This window comes from Gimesia benthica (assembly GCF_009720525.1).
Taxonomy (GTDB): Bacteria; Planctomycetota; Planctomycetia; order Planctomycetales; family Planctomycetaceae; genus Gimesia; species Gimesia benthica.
Genome location: NZ_CP043930.1, coordinates 1,452,726 through 1,469,418 on the forward strand (window position 1 = coordinate 1,452,726; position 16,693 = coordinate 1,469,418).

Annotated in this window: 12 protein-coding genes; 2 read left to right on the forward strand and 10 right to left on the reverse strand. The window is 55.5% G+C overall.

What is annotated here, in order from left to right; all coding sequences use genetic code 11:
* Nucleotides 1-17: 17 nt before the first annotated feature.
* Both F1728_RS05510 and F1728_RS05515 read right to left on the reverse strand, forming a co-directional pair.
* A complete protein-coding gene (locus tag F1728_RS05510; RefSeq protein ID WP_155363264.1) occupies nucleotides 18-1,484 on the reverse strand; it encodes a hypothetical protein in 1,467 nt (488 codons plus the stop codon).
* Between the two features lie 129 nt (nucleotides 1,485-1,613).
* Entirely contained in the window at nucleotides 1,614-2,315 is a 702-nt protein-coding gene (locus tag F1728_RS05515) for a FadR/GntR family transcriptional regulator (protein ID WP_145439820.1), read from the reverse strand.
* Between the two features lie 113 nt (nucleotides 2,316-2,428).
* On the opposite strand from F1728_RS05515, the gene F1728_RS05520 reads away from it, so the two are divergent.
* Nucleotides 2,429-3,172, forward strand: a complete 744-nt coding sequence (locus F1728_RS05520) for an RraA family protein (protein WP_155363265.1) — start codon at nucleotides 2,429-2,431, stop codon at nucleotides 3,170-3,172.
* A gap of 220 nt (nucleotides 3,173-3,392) precedes the next feature.
* On the opposite strand, the gene F1728_RS05525 is transcribed toward F1728_RS05520, so the two are convergent.
* From F1728_RS05525 to F1728_RS05560, 8 genes are all read right to left on the reverse strand, one after another.
* Nucleotides 3,393-7,349 (reverse strand): hypothetical protein, encoded by a 3,957-nt coding sequence (locus F1728_RS05525; protein WP_155363266.1) that lies wholly within the window; start codon nucleotides 7,347-7,349, stop codon nucleotides 3,393-3,395.
* A 91-nt stretch (nucleotides 7,350-7,440) separates the two neighbouring features.
* Nucleotides 7,441-8,172 (reverse strand): hypothetical protein, encoded by a 732-nt coding sequence (locus F1728_RS05530; RefSeq protein ID WP_155363267.1) that lies wholly within the window; start codon nucleotides 8,170-8,172, stop codon nucleotides 7,441-7,443.
* A gap of 75 nt (nucleotides 8,173-8,247) precedes the next feature.
* Entirely contained in the window at nucleotides 8,248-9,285 is a 1,038-nt protein-coding gene (locus F1728_RS05535) for a vWA domain-containing protein (protein ID WP_155363268.1), read from the reverse strand.
* 10 nt (nucleotides 9,286-9,295) lie between these two features.
* A complete protein-coding gene (locus F1728_RS05540) occupies nucleotides 9,296-10,198 on the reverse strand; it encodes a vWA domain-containing protein (protein WP_228030518.1) in 903 nt (300 codons plus the stop codon).
* A gap of 70 nt (nucleotides 10,199-10,268) precedes the next feature.
* On the reverse strand, nucleotides 10,269-11,147 hold the full coding sequence (locus tag F1728_RS05545; protein ID WP_155363269.1) for a hypothetical protein: 879 nt from the start codon (nucleotides 11,145-11,147) through the stop codon (nucleotides 10,269-10,271).
* Nucleotides 11,147-12,007: a DUF58 domain-containing protein gene (locus F1728_RS05550; protein WP_145182429.1), complete on the reverse strand. Its 861-nt coding sequence runs from the start codon at nucleotides 12,005-12,007 to the stop codon at nucleotides 11,147-11,149. Before F1728_RS05550 ends, F1728_RS05545 begins: the two co-directional genes overlap by 1 nt.
* Nucleotides 12,008-12,065: 58 nt before the next feature.
* Nucleotides 12,066-13,106 carry an AAA family ATPase gene (locus tag F1728_RS05555; protein WP_145439814.1) on the reverse strand — a complete coding sequence of 347 codons (1,041 nt, stop codon included), beginning with the start codon at nucleotides 13,104-13,106 and terminating at the stop codon, nucleotides 12,066-12,068.
* 344 nt (nucleotides 13,107-13,450) lie between these two features.
* Nucleotides 13,451-14,602, reverse strand: coding sequence for a DUF4268 domain-containing protein (locus tag F1728_RS05560; protein WP_155363270.1), 1,152 nt, complete (start codon nucleotides 14,600-14,602; stop codon nucleotides 13,451-13,453).
* Nucleotides 14,603-14,938: 336 nt separating this feature from the next.
* Here F1728_RS05560 and F1728_RS05565 point away from each other — a divergent pair, with 336 nt between their 5' ends.
* Nucleotides 14,939-15,973 carry a DUF4268 domain-containing protein gene (locus F1728_RS05565; protein WP_155363271.1) on the forward strand — a complete coding sequence of 345 codons (1,035 nt, stop codon included), beginning with the start codon at nucleotides 14,939-14,941 and terminating at the stop codon, nucleotides 15,971-15,973.
* The last annotated feature ends 720 nt before the right edge of the window (nucleotides 15,974-16,693 follow it).

Consider the following 16,693-nt stretch of genomic DNA (forward strand, 5'->3'; position numbering starts at 1 on the left):
GTGTTCAAGGACGTTCATCAGGGGAGGAGTGACTGGATTCGCGGAGATTTCAGTTCACGTTCGGGAATCACGGTCTGTTTCAGTTTCGCCAGGTCGGCACCACAGCCGGTAACGCGGGAGACGTCGGACAACCACTGGGACTCCTGTTCCTGGCCGATCTGCTGCTGGAATGTGGCGAAGTCCTGGGGAGCGAAAAAGGTGCGATCCAGGCGCAGACTCTGGAGTTGATAGCGGTTGCGGTCGCCCGTCCATTTGACGTCTTTCCAGATCGACATCTCCGTAGTCAGGGGATCGGCAGACCGGGAAACATTCAGATATTCGTACTCCGCTTCCTCGAGCTGCCGGGCCGTCGCGCCGGCAATCAGGGAATCGAACAGACGAACTTCGCCACCGGTCGCCTGAAAGTTGAGTCCCATCAACGTAACATGGCTCGCATCCAGAATCGAATTGCGGGAGACACGGACTTCGTTCTTCCCCCTGACCCGCCGGATAAAGACATTCTTCATCGTCAGCGTGCAGGGTTCTGTCTCTTCCGCGCGACCGGTGAGCATCAGCGTGCGAACAGCGGATGAAAGCACGACCGCATTAGTCAGTTCATAGCGCCCCGTATCGAGGAAAAAGAGATCGAAGCCGAGACAGTCGCGAATATAGACCCGATTGTAACTGGTCCGACTGGCTCCCGTGTCACAGATGCCGGTCGAATTTCCGATTGAAACAAAGCCGTCGACTTTGTACTCGGCCGTCTCGTGAGCACTGATGCCGTCATCGCCACATTCGATGGCCTGGATATTTTCGAACAGCACGTCTTCACAATGTCCGTGGATATTGAAACCATCGTTATAGGGATGCGTGCAGGTCAGGTTGCGAATCACCAGGTGCGCGTTGTAGTTGTCTTTCGAACCGCCAAACTGTACTCCCGCGGAACGGACGGGAACGCGAATCTGCTGTTCGCTGAGCTGGGCACCGGGAGAGACTTTCAAATAAAAGGCTCCCTTGATCTGGGATGACTTTTCGTCGGCGGGCCCTGTTTTCACAAACGTCCATTCTCCCGCCTTCAGTTCCGCCGGCTGTTTGAGTTCCTGGCTGGGGCCTTTGGAGGTCCGGCCCATGTGAACCATCTTGCCGTTCCAGACGAAAAACCAGCGTTGCAGGATGGCGTCATTGACCGCAGGCAGGAGTTGCTCACTACGATAGAGGTCAGGTTTGACTTCGTTCCATTGAGTAATGTCGAGGGGGTCGGAACCTTCCAGCGTCGCACCGTGTCCGTCCAGGGTGATCGGCTTCCCCGGTTCTCCGCGCTTGCCGTAAAAGCCGGCGTATTCGTGATAGACTTTAGGCAGCAGATGAATCGTGTCGCCCGGCTGTGCGTTGCGGATCGCCTGGCGGATTGTTTTGAGCGGCCCTTCCTGGGCAGCATCATTGCCGTTATCCGGGTCGACATGAATGTCGCGAGCCAGGCTGGTGCCAGTAAACAGAAACAGCATGAGCAGTCCGCAACACCACGTCCCTGCCCTGCCCCTGGACTGACATGATATGTGCCGATTGACGGCTGTGTCTGAGTGCTGTCTGAATTCCCCTGCATAAGGCTGCTTCCTGATTTGAGCGCGGATGATTTATTTTGAGTCTGTCGGTTTCTGATCCAGCCAGAAGCGGGACTGCATCTGCATCATGGTGCGGGCCCGGTTCGAATCACGATCACGGATAGCGGCAGCGAGTTCCTGGTGCTCCCAGATCATCCGTTCGCCGGTCGCCGCGTCGGACTGGTAATCCTGATAGGCCGTATCGAAGAAGTTGACCAGCACCCGCTGCATGCCGGCGATCAACGTGGACGATGTCATCTGCAACAGCAGTGAGTGAAAGGCGATATCCAGTTCGGAAATTTTTTCGGGCCGGTGACTGCGAATGGCGGTTTCCATCTCCTGCGCCAGTTCACAAAGCTGCTGGCACTGTTCGTCGCTGCCATTGCGAATGGCCAGGTCGACGGCCCCCATCTCAACCACGTATCGCAGCATCGACAGCTCAGCGATATCCTGGTCCGAGTCGAATAAGGAGGGGAGCCCCAGTTGCAGCAGACGGAGCGGATCGGGACGTCTGACAATCAGCCCCAGCCGTTTGCGGGCTTCGAGCAGACCGATGGCCACCAGTCGACTGACGGCTTCCCGGGCAACGGTTCGCGAAACATCGTACTCTTCCGCGAGGTCGGCTTCAGTCATGAAAAAGGCCCCGTCGGTGAGCCGTTCGTCCTGAATACGTGCCCGAATCCGCTCGGCAAGCTCATCGGACTGGGTCAACTGGATACTGGTTTCGGCGGCCATAGATACTACTTATTAAACAAATATCGTCAATTTATTGATTTACATCGTGTTTATTTCTGATTAAATAGTATCTATTCAATTCCTGATGTCAAACCTTATTTGGGAAATCTCTGATGTCTGCATTACCTGACCTGACTGAGTTACAGCAGTTTGATACGCCGACGATCTGCAACGCGATTGAGCTGTTTGAGGTGCGACCGCGGACCGCAGGCTACATGCAACGGGAGATCGCAGCCTGCTTTCCGGAGCTGCCTCCCATGGTTGGTTATGCGGCGACCGCGACCTTTCGTTCTTCCGCGCCGCCTGCAGCGGACATCGATCCCGGCGTGTCTGCGCGGCTGATCAGTTCGTTTGCAGAACTACCCGGACCGGCGATTGTCGTCTTTCAGGATCTGGACGATCCGCCCGCGGGAGCCACGTTCGGGGACGGAATGTGTCTGACGTACAAAACCTTTGGAGCCGTCGGTCTGATCACTTCGGGGGCTGCCCGGGATATCGATAATGTCAGGCTGCTCGACTTCCCCTGTTTCAGTCACGGGATCATGTGCGGGCACGGATACTGTCACTTCGAAGAGACCGGCATTCCCGTGGAGGTCGGCGGCTTGACCATCCGGCCCGGTGATCTGCTGCACGGCGACTGTAATGGTGTTGTAACGATCCCGCGGGAAATCGCAGCGGCAGTGCCTTATGCCTGTGCCGAGTATCTCAAGTACGAAGCGATCGTTTTAGATCCACTTCGCGAAGGACGGGCCAACCTGGAACATCACCAGGAGACGATCCGCGAGATGCTGGCCCGCCTGGTGGAACTGAAGCGCGAACTGAAAACGATGATCGCACCGTCAGAAATGGATTCCTGATCGTCTCTAGTACCAGTTAGTGTTTGATAATTTGAATGGTACATACCAAAGTCGTTTCAACCGGGGCTAATGCCCTGCGGCTAATTTGACTGATCTGTTGTTGAAGTCCTGATAACAAGAGTAACAGCATACCCTCGGCCACGATGAATAATTACAGAGCTCACGTGACAGTCCTCTTGTTTACGCTGAAAGCTGTTAAATAAACGCTAGCTGAGCTGTCTCAGTTCGTCCGGTTGACCCAGCGACGGGCTTCCTCAGTGAGGTCGGGCTCTTCTCCCGTAGGGGCTTCGAAGTAGTAGTGTTCCAGACGAGAAATGGACGTGTCGAGCTCGGCTTTGCCTGCGGGACTGAGTCCGTTATTACGTTCGATGTCCTTGAGCAGGCCCAGTACCGTAAAAGGAGTGACCTGCTCGGGCATCTGGTAACGGGCCGTGCTGACGGTCTGCGTTTCCCGCGTCACCAGCTTGAAACCGATTGCCAGCAGCAACAGCAGTGCAATCCCGCCGAGGATGGGCATCACCCAGGACTGTTCGGGAGTGCCGTACTCCTGCTGGAGCATGATCTCCGGATCAACGGAGACAAGGTCGGCATCGTCGAACCGCTGATAGGTGACTTCGTGGGCCTCATCTTTTGGTAAGCCGAACGTGAATGCTTCCGGATGTTTGGTGAGATCGGGACGGGCCTCCATGGAGACCATCCAGATCCGTTCGGAATCGATGGCATTTCCGGGGGCTGTCTTATCAAACTGTGAGACCGAAACGCCTTCGTTTTCAATCGAAGTGATGTTGAATTCTTTGGGTTTCAGATCGACCAGTTGATCCAGGTCGGGCATCAGGCCGATCCCGGTGGCCCGGACTTCCAGCTTGAGTTTGCCCTCTTTTGCTTCGCGTTCGTCGAGGGTCTGGGTGATGGTCACTTTTTCATACGGACGCGGATCGCCCTGCTCTGGCGAAGCGTCGATAGGCAGCGGCGCCGATTCAACGGGAATCACGGCGTAGCCGGAGGTGTCCATGAAATCCATGTCGAGTGTAAGGCTTGGGATCTTGTCGACCTCAGGTCCCTTGGGCTTGAGCAGCAGATAGGCATAGGGAGTAACCCGCCAGCCGTAGGTTTCGGCGGCGCGGGAGTTCACATCTTCGCTCTGGAAGGTAATCGAACGGATTTCGAAATGCTCTTCCAGGGCCAGGCGGGCCGATTCCTCGAACTTCTCACGGTAGTTTTCCAGCGGACGTCCGTAGTTGTAATAGAAGTAGTTCCCCTGCTTTTGATTCTGCAAGTACTTGGAGAACCCGCCCGATTCGCGTTCAATCTCCTTCGTGTGCCGCAGGTTGACAAACAGGCCGAACGGTTCGCCGTGACCGACGACATCTGAGCCATCGATTTCGGTTTCCAGTTTGATTTCGGTCACCAGGTCTTTGTAGTAGTCATAAACTTTTTTCGCTTCCCGCGCCTGTTCATGGTCCCCCACGATTTCAAAACCCGCTTTCAGGTAACGGAATTTGACACCCGGATTGAGGGCACTCAGCCGGACGAACAGGGAGTTGGCAAACTTGTCCATGTGCCGTTTGGCGAGTTCGCCGGGCAACTCTTCAATCGCTTTGCGGATGAGGGGATACTGCGTGGGGTCTGAGACAGTGGTATCCGAGATCTTGCCTAAATCGGGAGCGCCGAGGCTGGCGTAGAACCAGGTCTCGTAGACGGTCGACTCCTGCTTGTCTTCTTCGAGCGATTCGACCTCGGCCGCGTAGAGTTCAGCCGCCTTCTGAAATCCATCGAGTGAATGCTGACGGCGCTCAGAGAATTCGGTCGTGCGGTTGAGCTCCTGCCGGAACTCGTTGGCATCATGGTCGAGGGCCGCTTTCGCGAGTTGTACCGCCCAGGACTTCGGATATTTCTGAATCGCTTTCTCCAGCACCTGCTGGGCCGTCGCGTAACCTTTGATGACTTCGCGTTCGATGTCTTTCTGTTTGCGATTGGTTTTGGCAGCCTTCTGAGTCGCGGGCATCCGCCAGACCTTAGCGAGGTTCGTCCGCATGGTCTCAATCAGAGACGCGAGGGTCTCGGGATTCAGGCCATCGACGGTGCCGTAGATTTTTTCGATCGCATCCAGCTGGTATACCTCGGCGGCACTGTGCACCTGAGTGAAAGCCTGTGTGATCAGTCTTTCGTTGATCGGTTCGATGGGAAGATCGTTGATCCGCTTGATCCAGTTGGCGAGTTCTTCGAGGTTACGAACCTGCTTGGAACGGGTGAGCGGAATTCCCTGGGCCCGCTGATTGAAGCCCCAGGCGAACATGTAGATGTTGGTCCGCTGCTGCTCCGAATTCGGATTGTGATTTTTCGTCCAGACCTGCAGGAACTGTTCGGCCAGTGTTTTCGCTTCCCGCGGATCGAGGGGGGCCAGCTTCTCAATGTACGGGAAGGCTTCGTCTTCCTCTTCGACTTTGAGATAGAGCCGGGCGATAGTGGTCATGAAATCCTGGTGCAGAGGCGGATCGACGAGCTTCATCCATTTCTCGTCCGGAATCATCTCCAGGATTTTGCCGGTCGAGATGGCCTGGATGCGGTTCTGCCGCGCCATTTGCGGCTGCATCATACTACTTTCGGTGTAGTAGAAGTTGCCGTAATAATCGCGCTGCATGGTGCGTCCGCGACGGGTGGAGTAGTCGTAGGTCTGTGAAATTTCTGCTTCCCGCAGCCAGTTGGTCGCCAGCATTTGTAATGTCGACTGCCATTCCTGGGCCTGTTCAGGAGCTGCGGTGAGCAGCGCTTCGACGGCGATTTTCTGCAGTTCCAGACTCCGCTGACGGAAGGAACTGTTACTGATCTGAGTCGACATCCCCGTAGCCACCGCGGAACCGATGGTGGAAAGAATTTCCTTCCCCCGTTCGGGACGTTTGCTGAAACTCTCCTTGAGCCAGGCCTGACCGAGCTCTTCCTTGATACGGGGTGTAAGTTCGACGGCCCGCTTGAGGGCTTCTTCTTTTTCTTCGGTGGAAATTTCACCGACCGCCAGCACCGCCTGCAGGGCCTCCCAGGCTTTTTCCAGATGTTCGTTCTTTTTCTCGTGGGAGGGGAGCGCCAGGTAATAGCGCGACAGCAGGTTCAAGGCTTCACGGTCATCCTCTTTGATCGCATCTGCCAATGCAGGCAGGTACTCGGCCATATATTGTGCCTGTCCGGAATCGGCCAGTAATTGTGCGACCTGGCGTTTGCTCAGAACGGGCTCTTTGTTCTGCAACTGTTCGTTAAACGCTTTGAGATACTCCTGGATGGCGTACCCGTTCCCCAGCGAGATGCGGAAAATGCCCGTCAGCTGACCGAAGTACGTGTTCTTCTGATTCATTTTCTGCTGGAGCTGTGCCGCGAGTTGCGGGTTCTGTTGAATCATCTGCTGAAGCTGTGCGGAACTGACCGAGCCTGAAGGCAGATTCTTCGCATCGATCTTTTCCGTGGCATCTTCGGGTAGAAGTGCTGCCAGTTGGAAGAAGTCATCGATGGAGATCACATTTTTCTCGGAGAACTGGGGATAACGGGTTCCCGAGGGACGTTCCGGATTCTGCAGGGAGGACAGTAACTGCAGGTAGAGGGCTTCATACTCTTCCTCTGGCAGGGTCTTGAAAAATGTTTTGACGGCCTTCCAGTCCCCGTCTGTGACATCGCGCTGCAGCGTTGCGAGTTGTTTTTCGAAGGCTTTCAGTTCGGCGTCCAGCTTCGCCTGTTGCGCCTTTTTATCGGCGGCAGCCTGCTGTTCGGGAGTCAGCGGTTTCTGTGCGACGAGGGGCTGTTCGGTCGGCTTCTGTTTCTCTTCCGGCTGCTTCGCGTCTGTTTTTTCCGGTGCGGCCCAGGCCTGAATGCGGGCAGAAGGGCGTCGATCGAACTTCAGTTTTTTGATCTCGGCCAGCCGTTTCTGTTCGTAGGCTTTCTGCTGGGCATCCGTGCTTGAGGACGAAGCACTCTGAGCTGCGGCTGCGGAACTGGTCTGCACGCCGGCAGGTGCGGTCGTAACCGTGAGACTGCCCGACACTGTGACGGGGGCCTGGACCGGGGCCGCTAAAAGTTTTGAAACCTGTCCCGACGAAGTTCGCGCAGTAGATTGTGCCAGACTGGAGTTGCCGTCAGCTGCACAGAGCAGTGTCGCGATTGTGATCGAAAGAGCGAGTTGCAGTCGCTGCATCGGAAGTCACCTTTACTTGAATTTAGAATCAATTACGTTTCAGCAGTCGTCCGGGGGATTCACCGGCGAATCCCCCCTTCTCTATCAATTGTCATGAACCACTTTTATCCGGCGGTGGTCCGGCACTGGCGCCACGATGGTCCTTTTCCTTTTTCTTTCCCTTGCCTTTTCCTGGCTTCTTCCCCGGCTTCTTGCCGTTACAGACACCGTTGCAGCAGCCTTTGCATTTGCACTGTTTGGGAATCGGCATGCCCTGCAGGTCGGTCAGATCGAGATTTGCGAGCCGGATGACGGCTTCCAGATTCTCCTGCTGTTCTTGGAGCTCGCTTTTGTCGCCGGTTTTCTCTGCATTTTCTGCAAGCAGGCGATAGTTCTGACGCGATGATTCGATGATGGGCTCCCAGCCATCTTTGCCAACCCCTTCGAGACGCAGCGTCCAGGTGACGTAATATTCCGCATTGGCCATCGCGGAGCGTGTTTCTTTTAACAGTTCTGCATCGGGTTTCTCATCGGATTGAAGTTCTCCCAGGAGTGCCTGCAGATCGAGATAGGCTTCGGGTAGTTCTCCAGTGAACATCATCGCTTTGTCACGTGCGAGACGGATTTTGCGTGATTCTTTCACATTCTCCGCAGGAACCAGCGGCAGGGCTTCATTGTAGAGCGCGACGGCCCGACTCCAGTTGCCGTGCTCTTCGGCGGTCTGAGCGACTTTGACTCTCTGGTCCACATCATCGAGCTTCAGCTGTGCCTGTCCTGGTCCGTAGTGGTAGGCGCCCAGAAAGAGCGGGACCAGCCCCCAGCAAAGTAGCAGCATAATTCTCATTGGACTTTCCTTCCTGCAATCAGTTTCCATTGCACAAGTGACAAAACTGGTTTCCTGTATTCCGTTTTCCTTCGGTCATGTGGCCGTCGGATGCAGTTGTGTTGACTTCTGTTTCCGATCCGCTTCCCGCCGAGCCCGTGCCCGTTCCTTGCGACTGGTGAAGACTCCCGGTTTCCAACCGGTGCCCCAGTAATGCAGCAACCAGGGAATCAGGGCGTAGATCAATGCCGAGAGACCGCAGATCGCCAGGGCGTATTCGCGGCGGGTCAGTTTTTCAAAGGGATTCTCTTCACCGCCGACCGCCAGTTGATCGATCAGGTCGGTACTGAGATGTTTTTCGTTGCCGTTGTGATAGGTGCCGTTGAGACGAATGGCCAGCTGTCGCAGCGTGGAGACATCCTGGCGGGAGTGGTGTCCGTTGATAAAGGAGCCTTTGACGGAATCTCCCACGCCGATCACTACCGCATTGGCGACCGAAACCGGCATTTTGGGCATGCCGACGCCGGGCACGGTATCGCCGTCACTGATGAGCAGAAGCGTAGTGCTGCGTGGATTCCAGGGTTTCGCCAGCTCCGCGGCTTCTTCCAGTCCTGAGAACAGATCGGTTTCGCCGGAGACAAACGCATGATGCATGGGGAGATCGTTGAAGATATTGTGAATCACTTCCAGGTCGCGGGTATCTTCGACAACCCGCTTGGCCGCGTTATAGACGGCGACCACGCTGGTGCGGTAGCGGTTCATATTGGCCCGCTCGAAAAAGGATTCCATCAGCCGCGCGGCGCGTTGCATGCGGGCCTGATCCTTGTTCTGACCGGCGTCTTCGAGCCGCATACTGGGTGAGACATCGAGCACGATCAGCAGGTGTTTCATTTCGTTATCGGAAATGGCCTGGGCCGCATGAATTTTGGGAGGCAGCAGCAGCAGGGTGATCAGTCCCCAGCAGAGCCCCGTGAGTGAGAGCACACGGAGTGCAGGCACGATGCGAGCCCAGGCCGCGGGTTGGGCGGAGGGACCGAAGACGAGGGGCGCAATCCGCCTGATCCGCCGGGCGTGGAGCATTTCCGCGCCGGTGGCTACCACCAGGATCACAATTGCCGCCAGCCCTGCTACCACGGTGTAAACCTCAATCCAAAGAGTGAAAGTGTGCTGCCCCCAGCAGAATCAGACCTGCCAGGCTATAGGGATAAAAGTTGTCCATCGATTCCGCCGCCGTCCGTTCCAGACGCGTCTCCTGCATTTCGTCGATGTGCTTGAACACGGTTTCCAGTGCCTGCGGGCTTTCGGGCTCGAAAACCTCGCCTCCCGTGAGACCGGTGATGTTCACGACCGGACCGGGCACTTCACTGGCTGCGATATGGATCGCGTAAACCACGATGCCATCCGCCTTGAGCTTTTCGGCAATCTCCACATCCTGTCCGTTGCCCAGATCAAAGCTGTAGCCGTCGGAGACGAGGACAATCATTCGGTCCCCCTGCTCGCGTGAGATGAGAACTTCCCGGCACGCGCGGAGGGCCTTGCCGATTTCGGTGCCTCCCAACCAGTGCGGATGACCGGGGCTCATGGGATCCATGAACGGGGGCGCGCACTTGATCGCGGAGACATCGGTCGTCAGAGGAACCCAGTGCAGGACTTCGTTGCCGAAGAACGTTAAGCCGAAGGCGTCGCCTTCGCGGTAATCGAGAAACTTGTTGATGGCCGCCATCGAGGCATCGTAGCGTGTGCCTTCACCGAAGGAGGCGGTCATACTGCCGGAGACGTCGACGCAGAATTCGATGTTGGTCAGCACCCGCCTGGTTTTGGGAGCACTCAGTTGTTGCGGACCGGCGAGAATCAGTACGACGACCGCCAGGATCAACGCGGGCAGTGACTGCGCGAGATTCACCAGCGTTCCCCAGGCACGTCCGCGCGTCTGAACTCCGTGGTCGAAGGGGAGCACGACGTGTCCCCCGTCACGCCGCCAGATCCAGACCAGCAGCGCGATCGGCACGATTAAGAACAGGAGTACCCAGGGATGTGAAAAACTCATAACGTCGATTTACCAGTTTGCCTTTGGTTGTATTGATTTCGGTTTCAGTATATTCCAATTCGGTCTGTATTCAGGTAGCGAGGGACGCCAGCTCCTCGTCGAGGGCATCGGCGGGCAGATTCTGATACGGTTCCAGAATCTGCGCGATCTGCGGACTGTTCAACTGCGGATCCGCGTCGGGGCGATGCAGCAGGATTTCCAGCTGTTGCAGCAGCGGACCGGCTTCCTCGTGCTGTCTTAAAATCCGCGTCACCTCGGCGACGTCGGTCTGTTCCAGGTGCAGTCGTTTCCGCCAGAACGCGACCAGCATCATTTCCAGTTCTGCCATCTGTGACTGGGTCAGCTTCCCCGCGATCGCCTTTTCAACCATGGGTTGCAGGCGGTCTGACAGCGAGGGGGGCGGCTGTTGTGATTCGTCGGTCTCATTGGACGATTTGCGTTTGACGAAGACAATCAGAAAGGCGCCCACCGCCCAGAGCAGGAAGATGATGGTCATCCAGAACTGGTAGCCGCCGATCCGGGGTATCGATGTGGCCGAGGGGCTGTTGGGCTCCACGCGACTGGCGGGGAGAATCGACTTGATGCGCACCGGAATCGCGGGCAGTTCGCCCAATTCACTCTTATCTTTGCGTTCGAGGAAGCCTGCCAGATTATATTCACCGGGCTGGAGACCGTAGTATTCCAGTTCATAGCGGAACATGTCCGGGCCGTGCGGGTGGAGGCTGACAATCCTTAAGATGATCGGATCGTCGTCGGCGATCTGTTTGACCTGCAGTTCGGAACCGGGGAGGATGACGTCCTCAATGCGTTGCGACATGCCGACCGACGCACTGGAGGGCTCCTCTGCTGCTACAGAGGGAGACGGCGCGGCTCCGTAGACGCAGGCCAGCAGGACCAGTGCGAGTGGCTGCAGAATCAGGGTTCGATAAAATGCCTGCCGGTCTCTCATTAACGGCTCCCTCGTGAGAGAATATCGCGGGAAGAAAAGAACTGCCTTAAATGGGGGACGAACGGCTCGTCCGTTTCAATTAACAGATGATCGATGCCGCTGCGTTTCAGCTGGAAGTCGATCTGCTCCTGGTCGAGCCAGACCTTGCGGCCGTGTGTGACGAAGTCGCTGCCGGTCTCTGCTTCGCGGGCCCGCATCAGTCCGGCACCGCGCAGCCCGGTCTCAGCCGGATCGCGAAACTGGATCACTACGGTATCGTGTCGTTGTGCGAGTTGCTTGAGAGCGGGAACCGCTTTAGGATCGTGCAGGTCGGAGAGGACGATAATCAGCGCCCGGCTCTTGAGGCTGGGGCTGAACTCGGCCACCCGTTGACCAATGGTGGTCTGTTCGTCGTAGCGGAAGCGTCTCAGGCGGACCAGCCACTGCATGACCTGGTCTTTGGAAAGGCTGGGATGAATCCGCAGATCGGTTTCGCCGACGCCGAGAACGCCGACGGGACTGACGCGTTCCAGGCAGGCAAAGGCGAGCCCGCCCGCGATGTGCAGGGCCAGACCGTATTTACTTTTCGCGGTGGAGCTGATCATCATCGAAGCGGAGGTGTCGATGAGCAGATAACAGGGGAGCCGCTTGGGTGTTTCGTATTCCTTAATAAACAGCTTCCCGGTGCGGGCGGTGACCCGCCAGTCGATGCTTTTGATCGGATCCCCTTCCTGGTAGGGTCGCGACTGGAAGAACTCGAGCCCGGAACCGAGGAACGGCGACTTGTCAGTCCCGTAACTCAGGCTGTCCGCGAGTCGCTTGACGGCAATGTAGAACTGCCGCGCGTCCAGCGGATCAATCTGTTCCAGTAAGCCTTCCATGCAGCACCTGTTTTAAATTTGTGAGAGTATTCGATAACGTGATTCGAGACAGAGGCGACTAATCCTCCCGCCCGACCAGGGACGGCGTCGCCCCCAGGTCGCGGAGCATATCCTGCAGCACCCCTTTACCGGTGAGTCCGTCGGCAAGTGCTTCGTAATTCAGCCGGATACGGTGCAGGATCACATCCTCGGCCAGCACGAACAGATCTTCGGGGATCACGTAGTTGCGTCCCTGGATCAGTGCCCGGGCGCGGGAGGCCTTGACCAGCGCGATGCCGGCACGCGGGCTGCAGCCCAGTTCGATGTTGGGATGATTGCGTGTGCGGTTGATGACTTCGATCACGTGTTCCACAAAGGTATCGCTGACGTGAATGTCGTTGACGGCCTGCATGCAGGCGACAAGGTCATCGGCTGTGCCGACGGGCTGTTGCTGCATGACGTCGAATTCGGTATTCACCACGGCCCCGCGGTCTTCGCGACGAATGCCGAGTGCCATGTTGCGTTTCAGAACTTCACGTTCCTCACTCGGATCGGGATAGTCCAGGCGATGACAGAGCATGAAGCGGTCGAGCTGGGCCTCGGGCAGTTCAAAGGTTCCGGCCTGCTCCACCGGGTTCTGCGTGGCGATCACCAGGAACGGCGCGGGGAGCGGGAAGGTTTCGTTGCCGATGGTCACCTTGCGTTCCTGCATCGCTTCCAGCAGCGCCCCCTGCACCTTGGGAGCGGCCCGGTTGATTTCATCGGCCAGCAGCAGGTTTGTGAAGATCGGCCCGGTACGGGTGACGAACTCATTGGTTTTCTGATCGAGGATCTGCGAGCCCAGAATATCGGAGGGCAGCAGGTCGATGGTGAACTGAATGCGGGAGAAATCGAGGTCGATCGATTTGGAGAGAACCGACACGAGCAGCGTTTTCGCCAGTCCCGGCACCCCCTGGAGCAGAATATGACCGCCGGTAAACAGTGAGATCAACAGGCGTTCGACGACTTCATCCTGACCGACGACGACCGTGGCGACCTGGTCGCGGACGGCCTGGATGAACTGGGCATTCTTGAGGACTTCTTCCGAAACCTCATGTTGGCTGGCAGCGGAGCTGTTCATAAATGATATCGTTCCATGCTGACGGGAAATCGATTGTGTCAGGGGCAGAGTGGGTAGAAACTCAGTTGCAGAAACCGCGGGCAGCAGGGCGAAACGCTGCCTGTCACAGAATGGCGTTGGCGATCTAGACAAAAGTGCCCACAAATAAACAGGGGCACACTATATCTTAAAAGTGCCCCTCAGCGACTGTCAACAACTTTCACAGCAATTTCCTGACGCGCCGGCGGAGAGCAGAGTTCCCGGGAATATGGGATTTGCTGTTCAAATCAGACTGGAACAGGGTGATTAGTTGTTCTGTTGCAACCAACCACAGAAGACACAAAAAGATTATTTAAGAAAGTATGTCAGACGGTGCTGGTTGGTTCCTGGAGCGTCTTTTTCATCTGTTCTGCGGCTTCGAGCAGAGGTACTTTGAAGGTTTTTTCCAGTTGGGTCATGTGCTTGATCATCCAGTCGATGATCTCTGGCCAAGTCTCTTTATCGTAACCATCAATGTCCAGAGGGTAATAAATTCGCGACACTTTTTTCGGGTCATTTCGATACCAGGTTAATTGGTGACCAAATTCGGCCTCAAGCTGCATTTGCTGTGCATTTAGTAAATCAAAAATCAATTTATTTTCGTTTAGTTGGGAACGAGCTAAAGTGACTTCAATACGTGCTTCTGACTTACCGAAGTTAAGCAGAAAAGAGCACCCACTGACACCTGATCCGGCACTGATCCATTGGTCTTTGCTGGGGCTGATATTTTCGAACAAGTGGCAATCGCTGTTCTGGAATGCGTTAATCGTCTGCTCCCAAAAATCATGACGAAGTCGCGAGGCACTATTCATTTTAACGACCGTCTCTTTTTCCTCCTTGGCTTTGGCATTGATGCTGATCATCAATTCTTCGGCTTCCGGCGTGGGAATGATCTGTTCGACGTTGAGATAGAGGTCATTGTCATGTCGATAGGGAGTGACTTTCATACACTGCAGGGAGATACCGTTGCCCAAAAGCCAGAGAGCAGTACTGGTAACCTCTTTGCGAAAGTTAGCGGCGACAAACATCAACCGCTGTGTATTGGTACTATTAAGTACTACTTCTTCCAGATCAGAGTATTCCAGAAATTCGACTACATTTGAGATAGCGTATTCATCGCTACGACCATTCTTGTTTAAGAATTCCTGATAGGCTTTGATGATTTGTTCTTTGGTAAAAGTAGAGCAGTAGCTGGCATATTTGAGGGCCTGCCAGACGACATCGCGACCGGAGTCGTCAAGTTTGTTCTCAATGACGACCAGATTGCCATCTTTATCGAGTGCCAGCAAATCCAGTCGTTCACGGGTATCGTCGAAGCCATCGAATTCTTTCTGGATGATCAGCAGTTCTTCCCCCAGGGCGGCCGGCGTATGAGCCAGCCATTCCTGCAGATGGTGACGTTCGGTAAAGCCGAGTTCGGAGAACTTAGGAGAGTCAACTTCAATAATCCGATTGGCGGTTTGATCGATCTTATACATGGCCCGTCTCTGCGATTGTGTCTACGAGAAGTGTTGGAAGTGCCGAAGTGAGAACCATTAATGTGCACGATTCTCCAGTGTAGCAAATGGTTATGTGATCGCAAGTTGGTGGTTGGGGAATGAGTTGAGTGATTGTCTGGGGGTTAATCTTTTTTATCCTGTTGATATTCTGGTAGCTTGTATTTGATTACTGGTTTCTGGCAAGATGCTGTTTCAGGATTTTGAACACCATACTGACTCACACTTGCGACCAGAAGAGATTGCGCCATGGCCATTTAAGAAATCACTGCGGATCGGCTGCGGGAGCTGGAAGAGACGTCTTATGCCAAGGTGGGGGTGAAGGAGCGGAATGATCTGCAGCGGTTGTTGCGGATGCAGGTGGAGGTGATTTCGCCGGATACGCTGGTGATTGCTGAGGAGTTCGGGGAGTGGACCGAAGGGAGTCGGCGGATTGATCTGCTGGGCGTCGACAAGGATGCCAACCTGGTGGTGATCGAACTTAAGCGGACCGAAGATGGCGGGCATATGGAGCTGCAGGCGATTCGCTATGCCGCGATGGTCTCGGCGATGACGTTCGATCGGGCCGTGGAAGTCTTTTCCGGCTATCTGCATAAAATCGGCAGTAACACCAATGCCCGCGAGGCGCTGCTGGAACATCTCGACTGGAGTGAGCCGGACGAGGACCGCTTTGCCCAGGATGTGCGGATCATTCTGGCTTCGGCCGAGTTTTCCAAGGAACTGACGACGGCCGTCCTCTGGCTGAATGACCGGGACCTGGATATCCGCTGTATGCGGATGAAGCCGTACCAGGATAGCGAGAAGATTCTGGTCGACGTGCAGCAGATCGTCCCCCTGCCGGAAGCGTCCGCGTATACCGTGCGGGTTCGAGAGAAAGAACGCCAGGAACGGAAAGACCGAGCTGAGCGGTATACGATCCGCAAACGGTACTGGTCGCAACTGTTGGAATATGCCAATACGAAAACCGATTTACACTCAAATATCTCGCCCTCGGAATATCACTGGCTCGGAACGGGTTCGGGCGTGCGGGGTCTGGCCTATACTTACAAGCTGACGCAGCATGCTTCGATTGTGGATCTGTATATTGACCGTGGTACGGGGAGTACGGCTGAGAATAAACAGATTTTCGATACCTTGTACGCTCAAAAAGATCAGATCGAAACCGTTTTTGGTGAGCCGCTGGATTGGCGGCGTTTGAACGATCTGAGAGCCAGTCGAATTCTGGTTGAAATGAACGGTGGCTATCGGGATGACGAATCAGAGTGGCCCGCGATCATCGAAAAGCAGGTCGATGCGATGATTCGACTGGAGAAGGCGCTGGGGCCGTATATCGCGGAGCTGAAAGCGGGGTAAGTTTCCCTGGACATTAAAATTGCGTTCTCTTGCCCCCCGAATTCGATTCGGGGCTACCGGTTTTCTGAGTGGAATCTCTTTTGTCACCGGTGTTTTATTCGGTGTCGACCTTGGTTACCGGCAGCTAGCGCTTTGCCGCTCACAGGCGCTGTCAGATTGAGATGTGGGGAGGAGTTATACGGGTCATTTCGTTCGGCGGGCAGCCACATAGGGCTGCCCCTACGTTTGGGAATCAGTCTGGGGGCTTAATTTTTTAGATGAGGGATATTTTAGATTTGCTTCAGCGTGGTTTTACTTGTCGGGGCGATACTGTCTGCAGACTTGTTTGATGGTTTTTGACACGCGGGAGTGAATTATGAATAGCCTGGTTTCTCTGGTTCAAATGACGGCCGTGATTACGGCCGGGGTGTTGTTGCTGGCCTGCCTGGCGGGGGCCGTGCGGTATCAGTCGCGGCGGAAATGATGCGCGATGTTCACGTTGGTGCGACGGTGCCGATGGGTAGAATGGGTGCTTGGAGTTTGTTTTTCTACTACGAAAATCACGAAATTCACGAAACGGTTTGGGTGGGAGCTGTCAGTGGGTGGAATACCTTTTGTGACTGGTGTTGTATTCGGTGGTAACCCTGGTTACCGGCAGCTAGCGCTTTGCCGCTCACGGGATTGATCGCTTCGTTTTTGTGAGCGGAATGGCGCTAGCCACCGGTGGTTTATGCAGCGTCA

Bases quoted from the DNA above. Each gene is read 5' to 3' on its own strand.
- F1728_RS05510 (WP_155363264.1), bottom strand. From the start codon at position 1,484: ATGCTGTTTCTGTTTACTGGCACCAGCCTGGCTCGCGACATTCATGTC.
- F1728_RS05515 (WP_145439820.1), bottom strand. From the start codon at position 2,315: ATGGCCGCCGAAACCAGTATCCAGTTGACCCAGTCCGATGAGCTTGCC.
- F1728_RS05520 (WP_155363265.1), top strand. From the start codon at position 2,429: ATGTCTGCATTACCTGACCTGACTGAGTTACAGCAGTTTGATACGCCG.
- F1728_RS05525 (WP_155363266.1), bottom strand. From the start codon at position 7,349: ATGCAGCGACTGCAACTCGCTCTTTCGATCACAATCGCGACACTGCTC.
- F1728_RS05530 (WP_155363267.1), bottom strand. From the start codon at position 8,172: ATGAGAATTATGCTGCTACTTTGCTGGGGGCTGGTCCCGCTCTTTCTG.
- F1728_RS05540 (WP_228030518.1), bottom strand. From the start codon at position 10,198: ATGAGTTTTTCACATCCCTGGGTACTCCTGTTCTTAATCGTGCCGATC.
- F1728_RS05545 (WP_155363269.1), bottom strand. From the start codon at position 11,147: ATGAGAGACCGGCAGGCATTTTATCGAACCCTGATTCTGCAGCCACTC.
- F1728_RS05550 (WP_145182429.1), bottom strand. From the start codon at position 12,007: ATGGAAGGCTTACTGGAACAGATTGATCCGCTGGACGCGCGGCAGTTC.
- F1728_RS05555 (WP_145439814.1), bottom strand. From the start codon at position 13,106: ATGAACAGCTCCGCTGCCAGCCAACATGAGGTTTCGGAAGAAGTCCTC.
- F1728_RS05560 (WP_155363270.1), bottom strand. From the start codon at position 14,602: ATGTATAAGATCGATCAAACCGCCAATCGGATTATTGAAGTTGACTCT.